This window comes from Streptomyces sp. NBC_00322 (assembly GCF_036147535.1).
GTDB lineage: Bacteria > Actinomycetota > Actinomycetes > Streptomycetales > Streptomycetaceae > Streptomyces.
Genome location: NZ_CP108019.1, coordinates 7,021,885 through 7,040,600, shown reverse-complemented (window position 1 = coordinate 7,040,600; position 18,716 = coordinate 7,021,885). Strand labels below are relative to the sequence as shown.

Annotated in this window: 12 protein-coding genes; 3 read left to right on the top strand and 9 right to left on the bottom strand. The window is 69.7% G+C overall.

The features are described from left to right. Positions 1-7: 7 nt before the first annotated feature. The gene (locus tag OG905_RS32115) at positions 8-751 is read right to left on the bottom strand and encodes an aquaporin (protein ID WP_328679609.1); all 744 of its coding nucleotides are present in this window, start codon (positions 749-751) and stop codon (positions 8-10) included. A 450-nt stretch (positions 752-1,201) separates the two neighbouring features. Further along, complete coding sequence (locus tag OG905_RS32110; protein WP_328679605.1) at positions 1,202-1,729, bottom strand: hypothetical protein; 528 nt, start codon at positions 1,727-1,729, stop codon at positions 1,202-1,204. A 403-nt stretch (positions 1,730-2,132) separates the two neighbouring features. On the opposite strand from OG905_RS32110, the gene OG905_RS32105 reads away from it, so the two are divergent. Next, positions 2,133-3,095, top strand: a complete 963-nt coding sequence (locus tag OG905_RS32105; RefSeq protein ID WP_328679603.1) for a lytic polysaccharide monooxygenase auxiliary activity family 9 protein — start codon at positions 2,133-2,135, stop codon at positions 3,093-3,095. A 57-nt stretch (positions 3,096-3,152) separates the two neighbouring features. Here the strand turns inward: OG905_RS32105 and OG905_RS32100 are convergent, their stop codons facing one another. From OG905_RS32100 to OG905_RS32090, 3 genes are all read right to left on the bottom strand, one after another. After that, positions 3,153-4,025 carry an esterase/lipase family protein gene (locus OG905_RS32100; RefSeq protein WP_328679601.1) on the bottom strand — a complete coding sequence of 291 codons (873 nt, stop codon included), beginning with the start codon at positions 4,023-4,025 and terminating at the stop codon, positions 3,153-3,155. Positions 4,026-4,223: 198 nt separating this feature from the next. Then, a complete protein-coding gene (locus tag OG905_RS32095) occupies positions 4,224-5,204 on the bottom strand; it encodes a DNA polymerase Y family protein (protein WP_328679598.1) in 981 nt (326 codons plus the stop codon). Then, on the bottom strand, positions 5,201-8,650 hold the full coding sequence (locus OG905_RS32090) for a DNA polymerase III subunit alpha (protein ID WP_443044101.1): 3,450 nt from the start codon (positions 8,648-8,650) through the stop codon (positions 5,201-5,203). Before OG905_RS32090 ends, OG905_RS32095 begins: the two co-directional genes overlap by 4 nt. A 155-nt stretch (positions 8,651-8,805) precedes the next feature. Here OG905_RS32090 and OG905_RS32085 point away from each other — a divergent pair, with 155 nt between their 5' ends. Beyond that, positions 8,806-9,840, top strand: coding sequence for a DUF3533 domain-containing protein (locus OG905_RS32085; protein WP_328679594.1), 1,035 nt, complete (start codon positions 8,806-8,808; stop codon positions 9,838-9,840). A gap of 67 nt (positions 9,841-9,907) precedes the next feature. On the opposite strand, the gene OG905_RS32080 is transcribed toward OG905_RS32085, so the two are convergent. Together OG905_RS32080 and OG905_RS32075 are read right to left on the bottom strand one after the other, a co-directional pair. Next, the gene (locus tag OG905_RS32080; protein ID WP_328682722.1) at positions 9,908-10,990 is read right to left on the bottom strand and encodes a S1 family peptidase; all 1,083 of its coding nucleotides are present in this window, start codon (positions 10,988-10,990) and stop codon (positions 9,908-9,910) included. A 222-nt stretch (positions 10,991-11,212) separates the two neighbouring features. Next, entirely contained in the window at positions 11,213-12,043 is an 831-nt protein-coding gene (locus OG905_RS32075; protein WP_328682720.1) for a slipin family protein, read from the bottom strand. 198 nt (positions 12,044-12,241) lie between these two features. Here OG905_RS32075 and OG905_RS32070 point away from each other — a divergent pair, with 198 nt between their 5' ends. Further along, complete coding sequence (locus OG905_RS32070) at positions 12,242-13,108, top strand: alpha/beta fold hydrolase (RefSeq protein ID WP_328682718.1); 867 nt, start codon at positions 12,242-12,244, stop codon at positions 13,106-13,108. Positions 13,109-13,397: 289 nt separating this feature from the next. Here the strand turns inward: OG905_RS32070 and fxsT are convergent, their stop codons facing one another. Continuing rightward, entirely contained in the window at positions 13,398-17,339 is a 3,942-nt protein-coding gene (gene fxsT / locus OG905_RS32065) for an FxSxx-COOH system tetratricopeptide repeat protein (RefSeq protein ID WP_328679592.1), read from the bottom strand. Further along, positions 17,323-18,705 carry a TIR-like protein FxsC gene (locus OG905_RS32060; RefSeq protein ID WP_443044019.1) on the bottom strand — a complete coding sequence of 461 codons (1,383 nt, stop codon included), beginning with the start codon at positions 18,703-18,705 and terminating at the stop codon, positions 17,323-17,325. The genes fxsT and OG905_RS32060 overlap by 17 nt, the downstream gene beginning before the upstream one ends. Positions 18,706-18,716: the final 11 nt, after the last annotated feature.

The window sequence follows — 18,716 nt, the reverse complement described above, 5'->3', positions numbered from 1 at the left end:
CGCCCTTTTATTCAACGCCGCTAGCCAAGGTTTCATTCGGGACGGGTTCGGACTTCGGGAAGATCAGCCGGTAAAGGCCGGCCGCCAGGATGCCACCCGCGAGGGGGGCGATGATGAAGAGCCAGACCTGGGAAAGGGCCGTCCCGCCGACGATGAGGGCAGGACCGAGACTGCGGGCCGGGTTCACCGACGTTCCAGTGATCGGAATCCCGATGAGGTGGCACACGGCGAGCGCCAGCCCGATTGTCAGCCCTGCCACGGTGGCATTCGCGGCCTCATCGGTCGCGCCGAGGGCGACGAAGACAAAGAGAGTGGTCAGCACCACCTCGGTCAGGAAGGCGCCGCCTCCATTGATGTGGATAGCGCTGGCGGCACCCCAGCCGTCGGCCCCAAGGCCGGTGACCGAACGGCTGTACCTGGGTGAACCGGCGAACGTGGCCCACAGGAGCAAAGCCCCGAGGATGCCGCCGATGAACTGCGCAACCCAGTAACCGACCGCCTGGACCAGCGGAATTCGGCCCGTCAACAGGGCTCCGATGGTGACGGCTGGGTTGACGTGACAGCCGGAGACAGGCCCGAGCACGTACGCCAGTGCCAATAGGACGAGACCGAACGCGAGCGCGGTAGCGACCACACCAGCGGCGTAACTGCTCCCCGCAGTCCCGAAGCCGAACGACAGGGTTGCCACCCCGACGGCGAAATATACGAGCAGTCCTGTTCCCAGCAGTTCCGCAGCCAGCTTACGGATCATATTGTTCCCTTCCCGGACGGATGGGCGCCCGGCGAGTATTTCGGTCTGCGAAGTCCCGGGCTGAGCCAGAATCTCTACCCTATACATGGAGTCATCGAATAATTGCGTAGAGTGAGGCTTGTTCCAGGCCGGTCAGAGAGTGCGACGGGCAGGCACGGGAGGTGACGCCGACCGAGCACAGCCTGATTCGGGCCCTGGCCAAGGACCCTCGTCAGCTGATCCCCTGGCGCCGCAAGGTGGTGCAGGCAGGCCGCATGGGCGCGGCGGGTTGCCCGGTCTGGCGTTTCCGCGCAGTCGGTCAGGGCTTCGACCACGGCCTCGACGCGCTCGCACGCAGCTACGGAGTAGACGTCGAAGGCTCACGATGTAGGGGCACCAGGGTGGGCGGCGCCCCCACGGAGCCGGACAGCCAGTGCTGTTGGACGACTGCTCTCCCACTTCGGAGCACCGCTAAGAGGCGCCCTCGGGGTCGAGGGAGAAGTCAGCTTCGAGGTCCTCGACGTACAGGCGCTGTCCCGAGCGGTAGGTGAATCGGCATCCTTCGGTGCGCCCGGTGCCCGGAGCCGTCGTCGGCTCGACCCGGAGGTAGTAGTGGATGGGGCTCTGTTCGCCGGGGGCGATGCGCACGGGCTTGGTGGAGTAGTCCTTGTTCATGCCGGGCTCTTCGGCGAACGTTTCGTCGTAGGCGCCCAGCCCCAGGACGCCGACGTCGGTCAGGCTGACGGCCCGGACAGGGCCGGTCTTCCATACGGCCGGCGGGCCGATCAGCTCCACGTCGATCACCTCGATGGGCGCGGACGACGTGTTCTCCAAGGAGGGGCAGGTGAACCAGTATCCCTTGCCCACGGTTACCTGCCAGAAGCCGAGCGAATAGGCCGACCCTTCCGCGCCGCCGGCCAGCGCCTGTCCCGCCGCCTCGGCCCCGGACGCACCGATTCCCAGCCCCGCCACCACCATGACGGCCCCCGCAACGAGCATGCTTCGCCTCATCGCAACCCCTCCCCTTTGTTGTTCTCTGCGCAGGGGATCACACGATCTGACCAGCGCAAAGCTATTTGAGGCGCCTCAGAGGTAGGAGCGGAGGCGGGGGACGGGCGCGGCGGTCCTCCCTGGACGACCACGGACGATGAGCCGCCTTCACAGGGGGCGGGCCGCCTCAGCGCTGCCGCTTCCTGAGCCCCTCCTTACCGCGTCCTTAAACGCACCATAAGGATGGCCATCACCCCCTCCCAGCAGGCGATTTCCCCCTTCCGAGCGGCTAGCTTGCTCGTCGTCGGGGCCGGTTCGAGCGGTCGGCGCAGATGTCCTACGGGGGGCCGCGCCGCCCGGTCGGGCCCGCCGCCGGTCCCCCCATATGCCGCCGCTGAAGGAGTACGTCACCATGACCGCTCGCCGTAAGGCCATCTCCCTCGCCGCCCTCGGGTTCGCGCCCCTCGCGCTCGCCGGGGTGGCTGCGGGGCCGGCCTTCGCGCACGGGTCGATGACCGACCCGGTCAGCCGGGTGTCAGCCTGTTTCGCCGAGGGGCCCGAGAGTCCGAAGTCCGCGGCGTGCAAGGCCGCGGTCGCCGCCAGCGGGACGCAGGCCTTCTACGACTGGAACGAAGTCAACATCGCCAACGCCGCGGGCAATCACCAGCAGTTGATACCGGACGGCAAGCTGTGCAGCGCTGGCCGTGACAAGTACAAGGGGCTCGACCTGCCGCGCGCCGACTGGCCCGCCTCGACGTTCGCCTCGGGCAATCACACCTTCCACTACAAGGCGACCGCCCCGCACAAGGGGTCCTTCGAGTTGTACCTCACGAAGGACGGGTACGACCCGGGCAAGCCCCTCAAGTGGTCGGATCTGGAGGACAAGCCCTTCGCGAAGGTCTCCGACCCCAAGCTGGTCAACGGTGAGTACGTCTTCGACGGCGTCGTCCCCAACAAGTCCGGGCGGCACCTGATCTACTCCATCTGGCAGCGCTCGGACTCTCCCGAGGCCTTCTACACCTGCTCCGACGTGGTGTTCGGGCAGGACAACGCCAACACCGGCGGTGCGCCCGCGCCGACCGCGTCCGCTCCGTCCGACGAGGAGATCGCGGACGACGCCGACAAGTCCACGGTCGACCACGGCGGTCACGGGGGCGATCACGCGGAGAATTCGACGGCTCCGGAGAACACGACGGCTCCGGCTGCTCCCGCCGACAACGCTCCCGAGGTCAACGGCTCCGCCGGGTCCGAGAACCTCGCCGCGACCGGCGGCGAGAGCAGCACCCCGTACATCGCCATCGGCGGTGCCGCCGCCCTCGCCCTCGGTGCCGCGGTGATGTTCGGCTCCGTCCGCCGTAGCCGTCACTCCCGCTAGGGCAGGGCACGACTGCGGTCCGCCCCCACAGAGGGGGCGGACCGCAGTTGCGTGCTCCTAGGAGAAGACGGACGCGCAGTTCGTCGGCGACGCATGCGCCGGGTCCAGCGCGTTCGCCACCTCGTGGTACGCGATCCGGTCGAGCAGCCCGATCGCCACATGCTCCGACAGGTCGACCGCACACAGGTCCTGCAGCAGGACATTGTGTACGTTCGCCCCGTCCAGGTACTGCGAGCGCCAGGGGGTCGCCACCTCGTCGTACTTGGTGGAGATGACGGTGTAGCGCACGCCGGGCACGGTGTCGCCGCCCGCGTTGAGCTTGCTGAGGAAGTCGGAGCCGACCATCTGGTCGGCCAGCCCCGGGGTGGCCGCGTTGAGCAGGTCCTCCGCGCCCGGGAAGTACGGCAGCAGCTTGGTCAGGCCGCTCAGCGTCGTCCCGTGGTTGTCGGGCGCGAGGCCGATCAGGGCGTTCACCTTGTCCGCCCCACCCAGGAACTTGAGGTAGTAGCGCGGCATCATGCCGCCCTGGGAGTGGCCGACGAGGTCCGCTTTCGACGCGCCGGTCGCGGCGAGCACGTTGTCGACGTACGTGTCGAGCTGCTCGGCCGACTTGTCGATCGGGCCGAGGCCGTGGAAGAAGGGCACGCCGGGGAGCTGCCCGTAGTCCAGGCTGAAGACGCAGTAACCGCGGTTCACCAGGTACGGAGCGAGGGCGAGCCAGTTGTCCACGGAGTTCCCGAGGGTGCCGTGGACGAGGACGACGGGGCGGGGGTGGGTGGTGGAGGGCTTGCAGGAGTAGTTGTTCCAGCCGCTGTGGGGAGCCGATTCGGTGGCTGAATCGGCGTTCGCGGCGGCGGCGGGCGTGAGGACGGCAGACGCGGCCAGCAGTAAGGCGGCCAGCGGTCTGAGGGCACGTTTCCAGGGCAGCATCGGGCAGTCTCCTTGCGGCTCAAGGGAGTAGCGATGGCTGGTGCGATGGGCGGTCGCGATGGGTGGTCGCGATGGCTGGTTTTGCAGCTCGCTCATGTCAAATTACGCACGGGTAACCGAAGAATGGAAGTTACGCGCGAGTAAAAACTGAATCCGTGTCAATAAGCCGCGTCTGTACAGCGTTACGCGACCAGTGCGTCACGCGGCGAGTGAGCCCGGCACGACCGCCCGCGGCCCGAACCTCGCCCGCGCCCGGTCCGCCACCGCCTCGATCCGCCGCGCCCGTTCGTCCGCGGGGTCGAACGTCAGCTGTCGCGCGGCCCGTTCGACGGGTGTCAGGTCCTCGGCCCGCAGGGTGAGGCTCCGGACCCGGGCCCGCTGCAGGCCGAGCGACTCATGGATCCGGTACGCGGCATCGGTGAGCGCAGCGGAGTGGGCGGTCGGCTCGCGCAGGGTGCGCGCCCGGGTGGTCATGGACCGGTCGGCGTACCGCACGGTCAGGCTCAGCGCGCGGCACACCTGGCCCTCGCCGCGCATCCTCAGCCCCAGCTCCTCGGCGATCGAGAGCAGCGCCCTGCGATGGCGTACGGGGTCCAGCTCGTCGCGCGAGAAAGCCCGTTCGGCCGCGACCGAGCGCGCGGCGGCGTTCGGGACGACCGTCGTACGGTCGATGCCGCGCGCCCGCTCCCACAGCTCGCGGCCGGCCCGCGCGCCGACGATCCGCTGGAGCACGGCGAGCGGCGCCTCGGCGACCTTGCCGACGGAGTCGAGGCCGTACGCACACAGGGTGCGGGCCGTCGCCGTCCCCACGCCGTCCAGCGCGGCGACCGGTTTGCCGGCCAGGAACCCGGCCGTCTCGGCGTCCGTCACCACCAGGGTCGTCCCGGGCGCGGCTTCCCGTGCCGCCATCCTGGCCAGCATCGGGCCGGGGCCCGCTCCGATCGCGCAGTCCACCCCGCAGTGTGCGAGCGCCCGCACCCGCAGCAGCGAGGCGAGCTGGGCCGCGTCCCGGCCGAAGTACCGTTCGGCGCCGCGCACATCGATGAGCGCGGCGTCGGGCGGGAGCGCCTGCACGAGGGGGCTGATGTCCTCGGCCAGGCCGAGCAGGGACGGCAGGGCCGCCTCGACCCCGCCGGTTCCGAGCGCCGGGGCGAGCCGGAAGCGTACGTAGAGGATCATCCCGCGCTCCCCGGACTCTGGTGCCACAACTTCCGTCCGGTGGGGGTCCCTTCGCCCGGCGGCTGGAGGTCCGCCCAGGGGTTCATCTCATAGCCCGTCGAGAGCTGGATACGGCGGCCGCTGTCCGCCGGAGCCGCGTCCGGAACCTCCGCGGGTACGGGCTCCGCCAGCCGTGCCGCGACCGCGTCGAGCCCGCCCGTACGCCGCAGCTCCACCAGTTCCGCCAGATTCCAGGCCGCCGCGCCGACCACGCTGAGGCTGCGCGGTCCGCGCCGCTGCACCACTCCGCGTACCAGCAGCAGCCAGGAGTGGAAGACGGTGTGCGCGCACGCGGCATGGCTGTCGTCGAAGAAGGCGAGGTCGACCAGGCCCGTGCCGTCGTCGAGCGTGGTGAAGATGACCCGCTTGCCGGACCGGATCGGCGGGGTCTGGGTGGCCGCCTTCGCACCCGCGACCAGCACCGTCTGCCCGTGCTCCGCCGAGCGCAGCCGGTGTGCCGAGACCACTCCCAGCTCCTTCAGGAAGGCGTGGTGATCCGCCATCAGATGGCGGGAGGCGTCCATGCCGAGGACGCCGAGCTCGGCGCTGAGGCGTTCCGCGTCGCCCAGGTCCGGGAGGCCGACGGGGGCGGTCTTCTGCCCGTCGTCGAGCGGGAGTTGACTGCCGTACCTGCCCGAACCCCGCTGCCCGCGGTGGAGTTCGGCGAGATGCAGCAGCAGATCGCGGCGGTTCGCGCCGAAGGCGTCCAACGCACCGACCTGCGCGAGCCGTTCGGCGACCGGGCGCCCGGGACGGGCCCGCTGCCAGAAGTCCAGCAGTGAGGAGTAGGGCTGCCCGGCCTCGATCCGTGCCGCCTCGGCCTCGCTGATGCCATGGACGTCCGAGAGCGCGAGCCGCAGGCCCCACCGATCAGGAGAACCAGACACCAGTTCGATTCGATGGGCGGCCGCTGACCGGTTCACATCCAGCGGCAGCACCGGCACCCCGCGCCGCCTCGCGTCCGCCAGCAGCAGCCGCTTCGGATACATCCCGGGGTCATGCGTGAGCAGCCCGGCGTAGAAGGCCGCCGGATGGTGCGCCTTGAGCCAGGCCGACTGATAGGTCGGTACGGCGAAGGCCACCGCGTGCGCCTTGCAGAAGCCGTACGAGCCGAAGGCCTCGATGATCTCCCAGGCGCGGGCGATCACTTCGGGCGCGTACCCCTTCGCCTCCGCGTGCTGGGCGAACCAGACCTTGATCTTCCCCTGCGACTCGGGGTGGGACAGCCCGCGCCGTACCCGGTCGGCCTCGTCGCGACCGCAGCCGGTCATGATGTTCACCATCTCGATGATCTGCTCGTGGAAGACGACCACTCCGTACGTCTCCTCCAGCGGCCCCTTCAGGTCCGGGTGCGGATAGCGGACGGGCGCCCGGCCGTGCCGGGCCTCGATGAACGGCCGCACCATGTCGGCGGCGACCGGCCCCGGCCTGAAGAGCGAGATGTCGACGACCAGATCGTGGAAGTCCGACGGCTGCAGCCTGCCGACCAGATCTCGCTGGCCCGGCGACTCGATCTGGAAGCAGCCCAAGGTCTCGGTGGACTGGATGAGCCGATACGTGGCCGGGTCGCCCGGCGGCACCTGCTCCGGGTCGTCGAGGTCGAGCTCCTGACCCGTCGTGCGCCGCAGCTCCGCGACCGCGTGCGCCATCGCCGACTGCATCCGCACCCCCAGGACATCGAGCTTGAGCAGCCCAAGGTCCTCCACGTCCTCCTTGTCGAACTGCGACATGGGAAAGCCCTCGCCGCTGGTGGGCATCACCGGCGTACGGGTGAGGAGGGCGGCGTCCGAGAGCAGCACCCCGCACGGGTGCATGGCGATCCCGCGCGGCAGCGCGTCCAGCGCCTCGACCAGCTCCCACAGCCGTCCGTATCTGTCCTTCTCCCCTGCCAGCGAACGGAGTTCGGGCAGTTCCTCCATGGCCGCGCGGGCGTCGCGGGCGCGGATGTGCGGGAAGGACTTGGCGATCTTGTCGATCTCGGCCGGGTCCATGGAGAGCGCGGCGCCCACGTCCCGTACCGCATGGCGCACCCGATAGGTCTCGGGCATGGCGACGGTCGCGACCCGCTCCTCGCCGAAACGGCCGATGATCGCGCGGTAGACCTCGAGCCGGCGGGCGGACTCCACATCGATGTCGATGTCGGGCAGTACGGAACGCCGCTTGGACAGGAAGCGCTCCATCAGCAGCCCCTGCTCGACGGGGTCGGCGTGCGCGATGCCGAGGAGATGGTTGACGAGCGACCCGGCGCCGGAGCCGCGTGCCGCGACCCGGATACCCATCTTCTTTACGTCGTCGACGACTTGAGCAACCGTCAGGAAGTACGAGGCGTAGCCCCAGTGCGCGATGATGTCCAGCTCGTGATGCATCCGCTCCCAGTACTCACGACGGCCGTCGTAGCCACGCAGCACCATTCCGGCGGCGGCCCGGGAGGCCAGCACCCGCTGCGGGGTACGGCGCCCGGCGCCGACCAGATGCGGCTCTGGGAAGTGGACGGAACCGAGCCCCAGATCGTCCTCGGGGTCGACCAGGCATGCGGCCGCCGCCTCCTCCGTCATGGCGAGCAGCCGGTGCGCGGTGTCGCGGCGGAAGCCGGCGGCCTCGGCGACGCGCTCGGCGATCCGGGCCATTGCGGCCGGTTCCTTGAGCCAGCGCTCACCGCTGTCGAGGCCCTTGTGAGGGTCGATCGGGACCAGGCGGCGGGCCGAGTCGAGGACGTCGGCGACCGGGCCCTGTCCCTGGTCGGCGTACCGGACGGCATTGGTGAGCACGGCCCGTACGCCCTGTTCGGTGGCGAAGCCGAGCGTGCGGGCGGCCTGGCGCAGCGAGCCGGGCCCGGTGCCCTTGAGGCCGTGGTGCACGACCTCCAGGCGCAGACTGTCGCCGTAGCACTCCCGCCAGGGCACGAGCAGCTTGGCCGCACGGTCGGGGCGTCCCGCGGTCAGCGCACGGCCGATCTCGGAGGCCGGTCCGAGCAGCACGGTCAGGTCCTCGCCGTGGTTGTCGGCCCAGGGCAGCAGCGGGCTGCCGTCGCCGGCGGCGTGGGCGGCGGTCACCAGTCGGCACAGTTCGGCCCAGCCCTCGCGGGACCGGGCGAGATAGACCGTACGGGGCGCGGACTCGTCGACGAACGCGCCGCCGCGCACCGGGGTGCGCCGCCGCTCGGAGGGTCCCTCCTTGTGCGCCCGCTCCCCCACCGCGAGATCGACACCGAAGAGCGGCCGCACCCCCACGCCCTCTTTCGCGCAGGCCTTGGCGAAGCGGACCACGCCCGCGACGGTGTCGCGGTCGGTCAGCGCGAGGGCGTCCATACCCCTCTCGGCGGCGCGCTCCGCAAGCCGCTCCGGGTGTGAGGCCCCGTACCGCAGGGAGAACCCGGAAACGGTGTGCAGATGCGTGAACCCGGGCACCTGCACCTCCTGGATCTCAGTCCGTCTCACCTCCCCCGCTTCCACCATAGACCAAGTTTCGAACATTCGTGCGACACGTGTCACGCGCGCGCCACCTCAGCCATTCGGCCCCGTCCCACCTGCGAAAACACCGGGCGACACGGAGCGTGGGGCCCATGAACCGGACATCTGACGGCCCGCGCACCGGCTTCGTCGACGAGCTCAAGGACGCGGTGAGCGTGCGGGCGGCGGTCCTGGTCATCGGGGTGCTGGCGCTCCAGCTCGCCTTCATCACGTCGTACATCGGCGCCTTCCACAATCCGAAGCCGCACGAGATCCCTCTCGCCGTCGTCACGCCCGCGGCGCAGATCACCGACCAGGCAGTACAGCGGCTCTCCGCGCTGCCCGGCGATCCGCTCGACCCGCGGGCCGTCGAGGACGAGGCGACGGCGGTGCGTCAGATCCAGAACCGCGACGTCGACGGGGCGCTGATCGTCGACCCGCGGGGCGCCGCCGACAAACTCCTGGTCGCCGGCGCATCGGGCGCCTCGCTCTCGCAGGCTCTCACCGAGGTCATCGCCACGACGGAAAGAGCGCAGCGGCGGACGGTGGCCGTCGTGGACGTGGTCCCCAACGCCAGTGGCGACGCGCGCGGGCTCTCCTCGTTCTACCTGGTCATCGGCTGGTGCGTGGGCGGCTATCTGTGCGCCGCGATCCTCGCGATCAGCCATGGCGCGCGGCCCGCCAATACGGCGCGTGCCCTGATCAGACTGGGTGTGCTGCTCGTGTACTCGATCGCGGCCGGCCTGCTGGGTACGGTGATCGCGGGCCCGATCCTGGACGCGCTGCCCGGCAGCATCATGGCCCTGTGGGGGCTCGGCACACTGCTGGTCTTCGCGGTCGGGGCGATCACGCTGGCCTTCCAGGGCCTCGCGGGCATCGTCGGTGTCGGACTGGCGATCCTGCTGGTGGTCGTCTTCGGCAATCCGAGCGCCGGCGGGGCGTATGCCTACCCGCTGCTGCCGCCGTTCTGGCGGGCCATCGGACCGGCGCTGCCGCCGGGCGCGGGCACCTTCTCGGCGCGCTCGATCGCGTACTTCAAGGGCAACGGCATGACGGGCCCGATGTGGGTCCTCGCCGCATGGGCGGCGGGAGGGGCACTGGTCACGACGGTGCTGGCGCTGCTGCGAAGCCGTCGGCGGACGGCCTGAACCGTGGGCTTCGCCCCGGACCCAGCGCCTCGATCGGCCAAGGGTCCGGGGCGAAGCCCCCAGAGCGTCAGCCGATCTCGGCGCCGAACGTGGACAGCGCCTCCGTCACCGGCTGGAAGAAGGTCTCACCGCCCGATGAGCAGTCGCCGCTGCCGCCCGAGGTCAGCCCGATCGCGGTGTCGCCCGCGAAGAGCGAGCCGCCGCTGTCACCCGGCTCGGCGCAGACCGTGGTCTGGATGAGGCCGTTGACGATGTCGCCGTTGCCGTAGTTCACGGTGGCGTCGAGCCCGGTGACCTCGCCGTCGTGCACCTGGGTGGTCGAGCCGCTGCGGGTCACCTTCATGCCGACGGTGGCGTCGCCCGCCTTGGTGATGGCCTGCGTGCTGCCGTTGTAGAGGTTGACCTCGCTGGGGTGCTCGACATCAGCGGTGTACTTGACCAGGCCGAAGTCGTTGTCGGGGAAGCTGGACTCCGCGTTCTGGCCGATCTCCTTGCCGCTGCTGTCGGACCAGGTGGAGATCGACTCGGTGCAGTGCCCGGCCGTGATGAAGAACGGCTCGCCGTCCTTGACGACGTTGAACCCGAGCGAGCAGCGGCCGCTGCCGCCGGTGATCGCGTCGCCGCCCGCGATGAAGGGCTTGAACTCCCCTGCGGACTTCTTCAGTTCGGCCTTGCCGCCCAGAGCCTCGACGACCTGGGTGAGCTTGGTCCACCGGGCACCCTTGACCGTACGGTCGGCGGTGACGACAACCCGGTTGGTGACCGGGTCGACGGCCCACGAGGTGCCGGGGATGGTGGCCTTGGCGGTGAGGGTCTGCCGGGCGGACTTCAGCTCGGCGAGAGTGTTCTCCACGATCCGGGCCTTGCCGCCCGCCTTGCGTACGGAGTCGGCCGCCTTCTCGTCGAGGACGTTCACGACGAGCGCCTTGGTGTCGGCGTCGTAGTACGTGCCTGCGGCGTCGCCACCCAGGGTCTTGCCCAGGGTGGAGGCAAGATTTCCGGCCGCAACCGCCGACAGCGGCTTGACGGCGAACTGCTCAGTGTCGTCACTGGCGTTCGCACTCTGGAAGGTGACGCCCGCGGCCACCAGGGCGGCAACCGCGCCGCCCGCCATCGCCGCTTTTCTCTTGGGTATCCGTCGGTGCTTCAACATCGACCTCCTGTGGGGCCGCGCCCGGGCAAGTGGGGTGCCAGGACACGGAGGATGGGGCGCCCACTATTCCGATACCGACTAGTAGGACACAAGGTCGACTTCAGGACGGGCACACGACAACACAGGTGCGTTCACAGCGCCTTCACAGGAAGCGTTCACACTGGGCGGTTCCGATATGCGAACACCGCGTGCAATCGGCCCATGGGCGAGGCGTAAGGACTAGTCCTGTCCTGTTCCCGACTGCGCAGGGCCGGAATCCGGCGGCGGCAGTGGCTGCTGGGGCGGCTGTGGCTGCTGTGCCCGCTCGAGGAAGCGCAGCAGCTCCACCGGGAACGGCAGCACCAGCGTGGAGTTCTTCTCCGCCGCGACGGCCACCACGGTCTGCAGCAGCCGGAGTTGGAGCGCTGCGGGCTGCTCCGACATCACGCCGGCCGCCTCGGCCAGCTTCTTGGACGCCTGCAACTCCGCGTCGGCGTTGATGACCCTCGCCCGCCGCTCACGGTCCGCCTCCGCCTGCCGCGCCATCGAGCGCTTCATCGTCTCCGGCAGGGACACGTCCTTGATCTCGACCCGGTCGATCTGCACACCCCAGCCGATCGCCGGACTGTCGATCATCAACTCCAGCCCCTGGTTGAGTTTTTCGCGGTTCGACAGCAGATCGTCCAGATCGCTCTTGCCGATGATCGACCGCAGCGAGGTCTGCGCCATCTGCGAGACCGCGAACCGGTAGTCCTCCACCTGCACGATGGCCTCGCTGGCGTCCACGACCTTGAAGTAGATCACCGCGTCCACGCGCACCGTCACGTTGTCCCTGGTGATGCCGTCCTGCGCGGGCACCGGCATCGTCACGATCTGCATATTGACTTTACGGAGCCGGTCCACGAAGGGGACTATCAGCGTGAAACCCGGGCCGCGTACGGAAGATCGGACCCTTCCGAGCCGGAAGACCACACCTCGTTCGTACTGCTTCACGACCCGGGCCGCCGCCATGACATAGACGACGCCCGCGGACGCGACGGTCGCTGCGGCCGCCACCAGTGCCTCTACCATCACGGCCCCCTGGGGTGCGATGTGGACGCGCATGCACGTTCCTCTTCGACGGTAACCCCCAAATGACGTCAAAGGGAGTCCCGGTGAGGACCCTGATGGGTAATCATCGAATGGGCGGGGAATGCCTGGCTCAGCCTGTCTGCACAGGGCACGTACTGGCGCGGACCGGCACGTACTACGGAGGGGGGCGCGGGAGTGCTGCGACGTCGGGTGCGCGCGACGGACGGGCGGCATCTGATGGTCGAGCGGCTGGGGGATCCGCGCGGCAGACCCGTCTTCCTGCTGCACGGCACCCCGGGCAGCAGGCTCGGCCCGGCGCCGCGCGGCATGGTCCTGTATCAGCGCGGCACCCAGCTGATCGCGTACGACCGTCCCGGCTACGGCGGTTCGGACCGGCTCGCGGGCCGCAGCGTCGCCGATGTGGCCCAGGACGTACGGGCGATCGCCGACGAGCTCGGCCTGGACCGGTTCGCCGTGGTGGGCCGCTCGGGAGGGGCGCCGCACGCGCTGGCCTGCGCGGCCCTGATGCCGGAACGGATCACCCGCACCGCCGCGCTGGTAACGCTCGCGCCCAGGGACGCGGACGGGCTCGACTGGTTCGAGGGCATGGCCGCGTCGAATGTCCTGGAGTACACCACGGCGTCCGACGACCCGGCGGGGCTGACCCAGCGGTTCATCCTGCGGTCCGCCGAGATCAGAAAGGATCCGATCCGGCTCCTCAATGATCTGCGCCGGGAACTGACGGACTCCGACCGGATGGTGGTGGCGGATGCCGGCGTCAGGTCCATGCTTCTTCGCAACTACCAGGAGGCGCTGCGCACTTCGGCGTACGGGTGGATCGACGATGCGCTCGCGTTCTGCAGCCCTTGGGGGTTCGACCCGGCGGACATCAAGGGACCGGTGATGCTGTGGCACGGCGAGAAGGACGTGTTCTCGCCGGTGGGGCACTCGAGGTGGCTGGCGCAGCGGATTCCGGGGGCGACGGCGGTGCTCGAACCGGCGGCGGCGCATTTTGATGCGCTGCATGCGTTGCCACGGGTGCTGACGTGGCTGCTGGAGGCGTGACCTTTCCCCACCCCGCCCCTTCCCGAACTGGGGGCAGGCCCCCAGACCCCGAGCGGGGGCTCCGCCCCCGAACCCCCGCGCCTCAAACGCCGGCGGGGCTGGATTTTCCGCCGGTCGGCCTGAATTTTCAGGCCGACCGGCGGAAATTCAGCCCGTCCGGCGTTTGAGGACATGCGGCCGGAGGTCGCCTTCGGGGGCTTGGGGCGGAGCCCAGGGCAGGGCCGAGCCGTCGTCAGCCCACCCCGGGCCCCGGGGCGGGCATCCGGCCGGGCCCGGGGCGGAGCCCCTGTCAGACTGCCAGGGGCTCCAGGTCACGGTGGACGCGGCGTTCGTCGCGGGCGATTCGCGTCAGTGCGTGCTCCTCGCCTAGGAGCCGCTGCAGCTCCTCCACTGTCTCCGCCCTCAGCTGCGCCGACTCGTCCTTGCGGCCGAGCAGGCCGAGCGTGACGGACATGTTCGACGCGATGCCCAGCACCTCGGGATGGTGCTGCCCCAGCACGTCCCGCAGCCGGGTCACCGTCCGCTGTTCGATCTCCAGCGCCTCCTCCAGACCGCCCAGATCGGCAAGGGCGTTGGCCAGGTTGATCGTGCCGTATAAGGCGTGCGGATGGCTTTCGCCCAGGACCTCCCGCATCGTCCTGGACACCTTCAGCAGCACCGCCTCCGCGGCCTCCGCATCGCCGCAGCCCCACAGGAAGATGCCGAGGTTGTTGCTGGCGGCGAGGGTGTACGGATGCCGTTCGCCCGGCACCTTCCGGTACTGGTCGACGACCTCCTGCGCCAGGTCCCGCGCGGCCACCGGCTCCCCGGCCGCGAACAGGTCGGCCGCAAGGTTCAGATCGCAGGCGAGCGAGTCCGGGTTGGCCGAGGTGTACTTGGCGCGATAGCGGTTGCGCGTGGCGGTGGTCAGCCGGCGCGCGTCCTCCAGCCTGCCTGCCCTGCGCAGCGAGACGGCGAGGCTCTTGGCCGCGGCCAGCGTGCCGGGGAAGGTCCGGCCCAACTGCTCCTTGTAGAGCTCGTACGTGCGGCTGAGCAGCGAGACCGAGTCCTCGTACCGTCCGACCTCACGCAGGTCGCGCGCCAGGTTCATCGCAGAGGACAGGGTGTACGGGTGCTCCGGGCCCAGGACTTCGGTGCGCCGGTCGAAGACCTCCTGGTCGATCTCGCGCGCCCTGGCGTACTGGCCGACCATGCGCAGATTCAGCGCCAGGTTGTTGGCGGCGGCGAGCGTACGCGGATGGGACTCGTGGAAGATCTGGCTGAATCCCTCGTGCGCCTCGGTGGCCAGTTCCATCGCCCTGCCGTACTGGCCGAGCGTGCCCAGGTCCATCGCGAGGCCGCTGGTGGTCATGTACGTGTGCGGATGGGACGGGCCCAGAACCGCCTGCTGGCGCTCCAGGGTGACCTCGTCCAGCTCCTTGGCCTCCACGTAACGCCCTTGTGAGCGAAGGATGTTGGAGAGGTGGAAGCGCAGATACAGATACTGGAGATCGTCGTTGCCGAGCATCTCGCGCCAGCTCTCGCGCAGTTCTTCGGCGAGCGTGTACGCGGTGTTCAGGTCGCCGCGCTTCCACAGGTAGCGCACCCGGTCGATCAGCAGCCGCCGGGTCTCCGGCTCCTTGCAGAACCGGGCCTCGGAGGTGCCCAGATGCGGCCAGATGGTGGCGAACCGTGGCCATGTCTCGGGGTTGTCGATCGGCTCGTCGTCGTCGGGCCGGGCGCCGGCGAGGACGCGGTGGACGGCGTGCCGTGCGTCCTGCTGCTCCTGCTCGGTCAGCTGGGCCCGGATGACCGCCTGCACGAGCCGGTGCACCTGGATGGAGTTGGAGACCTGATCGACCTTGGCCAGCGCGAACCGGCCGATCTCGCGGATGACCCGGCCGAGGACGAGCTTCTCCTGGAGGGAGGCGTCGTACGGCTTGAGCGCGTCGATCATCTCCTTGCTGTAGAGGAGGTTTGCGGAGATCGGTTCGGGCGCGAAGAAGGCGCAGAGCTGCAGCAGGCGCACCGCGGCTGGCGAGCGTTCCTTGAGCCGCTCGATGGAGACGTTCCAGGTCGCGGCCACCGGCTCGGGGTAACCGGCGGGCTGGTTGAGCGCGAGGACGCTCGCGGCCTGGTCCTTGAGCTGTTCCAGATACTCGGCGACCGGTGTGGCGGTCTCCGCGATCCAGGCAGCGGCCTGTTCGACGGCGAGCGGCAGATCGCCGACGGCGGTGGCGACCTGGTCCGCGTCCTCGATGCTCAGCCCGCGGGCGCGCCGCTGGAGGTGCTCGATGGACTCCTCGCGCAGGAACACGTCGACGGGCAGCGCGTCCCCGTACTGCGACCAGGTCTGGTTCCTGGAGGTGACGAGGATGTGCCCGGGTCCCTGGGGCGGGAAGAACCTCTTCAGCTGCTCGGGGTCGTCGGCGTTGTCGAAGACCAGCAGCCAGCGAGAGGACGGCACTCCGCGCCGCAGCAGATCGATGGCTTCCTGGGACGCGGCGGCCATGTCCTCGCCGCCCTGGGCGCCCAGGCGTACGGCGAGTTCGGCGAGGCCCGCGACCACGTCGTCGGGCTGCTCGGAGGAGATCCACCACACCAGGTCGTAGTCCGCCATGAAGCGGTGGACGTACTCCAGGGCGACCTGGGTCTTGCCTACGCCGCCGAGCCCGTACAGCGTCTGCGGCTGGGGCAGTACCGCGGCCACCGCCATGCCGCCGCCGAGCTGGTCGCGCATCCGCTCCAGCACCACCGAGCGCCCGGTGAATCCGGGGTTGCGGGGCGGCGCGTTCCAGATCTTGGGCACCGTGCCGGGGAATCGCGGACCGGGCGATGCGCTGTCGGGCAGCTGGACCGGGCGGTCGAGTGCGCGCAGCAGCGCGGTGGTGGCGTGCACCTCGTCGAGCCGGAAGAGATCGACCGGGTTGCGGTCGATGTAGGGGGTGGTGAGTCTGACGTCCCCGACCCGGATCGGCAGCAGATGGTGCCGACCGCCGCCGGGGTCCTCGGCCGCGGCGCGCGACCATACCTCCACCGCGCGGGAGGACTTGAGATAGGCGCTGGACAGCAGCACGACGGTGCGCGCGGCGTTCTCGGCGGCGAGTTCGGCCGCGTCGGCCGGATCCCGCTCGGCCGAGACGTCGCGCGGCACGACCCGGAACCCGGCCCGGGTGAGCTGGTACTCGACCCAGTCGGCCCACATGCGGTTCTCTGCCACGTAACTGAGGTAGAGGTCGGCGGGCAGGGCAGGGCGTCGGCGGGTGAAGGCGTCCCTGATGCGGAGCCTGACCTCTTCGCCGACCGCGGGCATCGAGGTGATCCGCTGTTCGGTGACGACCGAGGTGAGCCGTTCGAAGGCGGAGAGCAGGGAGTTGGTCAGACCCGCTTCGTCACCGAAGGTGGCGAGGGTCTCCTCGTAGGCGTAGTAAGGGCGATACGGAATCTCCACCGCGCCCCAGTAGGCGGTGAGGTCCTCGCCCGCGAGACCGTTGGGGAACCGGTCGAACTTCAGCCGGGCCAGGGCCCGTCCGGCGTCCGCCTTCTCCTTCTCGCCCTCGTCGATCCGCATCGGGACCGGGTAGATCTTGATGCCGCGGCCGCCGTAGCGCTCGTCGATCTGCCGGGCCACCGCTGCCGCGCCGTCGATGGACTGGTCGCTGAGGGTGAAGCAGTCCACGAGCACGTCGGGCAGATGGACGGTGCAGATGTCGGCGATGTCGCTGAGGCCGGTACGGCTGTCGATGAGGACGTAGTCGTAGTTGGCCTTCATGTCCTCGCGCAGCGCGTCGAAGAAGTGGCCGCCGCCGAGACGGTCGTAGAAGTTGTCCCAGTCGAAGGTGGAGACGGTCGCGGAGTACTCGCGGTTCTGCTTGCCCGCGGAGACGAAGTCGAGCGTGCCCCCGTCGGGGAACTCCCAGCCCAGGTTCTCGGGGGTGAGCGAGACGGCATGTGGCTGGATACGCGCGTAGTCACGGTGCCAGTCGTCGCGGCGCGGCTCGGGGCTGGTCGCCGCCCAGGCGTACTCGGTGATCAGATCGATGACCCCGGTGGTGGCACCGAGCGTGGAGGGGTCGAGGAAGGGATGGAAGAAACGGTGCAGGCCGGGGGCTTCGAGATCCCAGTCGACCGCCAGGACCCGCTTGCCGTTCGCGGCGAGGATCCAGGCCACGTTGGCCAGGGCCATCGTGCGGCCCGTACCTCCCTTGTACGAATAGAAGGTGACGATGCGCCCGTCACGACTGGCTGTCATCCGTGTCCTCCGCATCGGGGGCGATTCCACGCGTGTTCGGGACGTAGTGAGTGGTGCCGTACTCGGCCATCGGACCGCGCAGCCGGGGCCGCTCGGACGAACGGGCTCCGGGGGGCGGCGGCGCCGCGGGCGGGAAGACCTCCGCGTGCCGCAGATACTCCTGGGCCGCCGATTCCACCACCTGGGGCAGGATCTGGCCGAAGGCCTCCATGCTGAGCACTCCTCTGGCGGCTGCCCGGCTTGCCGCCCGGCCGTGGCGCAGCTGATGCGGCATGGTCCGCTCCAGTTTCTCGGCCAACTCGGCCTCGGTGGCCCGGCTCTGCGGGTCGTCACGGTTCCAGGGGACGATCACGCTCACCCAGGGGCGCGGCTCCGCGTCGAAGGCGGCGAGGCGCTGACGGCGGTCCTCGTCCTCCAGGGCCCAGCGGTCGACGAGAAGTATCTCGGGCCGGGTGGGCGGCTGGCCGGCGTCGGGCGGCGACTCGTGGTCGAACGAGGAGACCGTCGCCTGGTAGTTGAGCGAGCGCACCAGATCCTGGGCGACATACGCCAACGGCCTCGCGGAGTCCGGGTGGTACGGATTCCAGTCCTGGGACTGTTTGCCGTAGTAGTCGGGGGCCCGTCCTTCGGGCAGGTCGTGGCTGGTCGGCGCGGCAACCGTCACATGCATCGGACGGGGGCCGCCGGTGGGCTTGCCGAAGGCGCTGGGCGCCTGCCGGTAGTCCACCGGGCTGCCGGAGCCGACGCGCGTAGTGTCGGCGACGCTGACGATGCGTTTGGCGAGTTCATAGACGGCAGCCTCGTACTCCTCTGCGAATATCCGGAGTTTGATCAGTCCGTAGAGCCCGTCGGTGACATAGCGGTCGCCGAAGGCGCGGTGATTGAACTGCAACCGCTCCGCGGGGCCCGGCAGTTGCTCCGGCGGTATGGGCACCCACAGGGCGGGCACGATCGCCTCGGCGGGTCTGTTGCTCTTCGCCTGGTGGTAGATCGCCCGCTGGGCGAAGGCGTACCACTCCTTGCCGCACATCTCGCTGGCGAAGTACCGCGGCGAGAAGAGCGGGACGAACACCCGGCAGGTGGCCAGAACTTCACCCAGCCGCTCCGACCAGCCCTCGCCCGAGCGGATCTCGCGGTCCATGAACCCGGCCGGCGCTCCGGCCGGCAGATCGGTCATGGCCATCACATGGCCGCACAGATCACGGAAGAGCCGCTCCACCCACATGTCCGGGTCCGGGCCCCCAGCCCCGTACCTCGGCGTATGCGCATAACTCAAGAAGAAGTACGGCCGATGATCCGCCGCCCGTTGCGCTGAATCCGACACACGACCCCCGTCCTGCTGAACGCCCGACCTCACACCCAGCATCGATGAGAGAT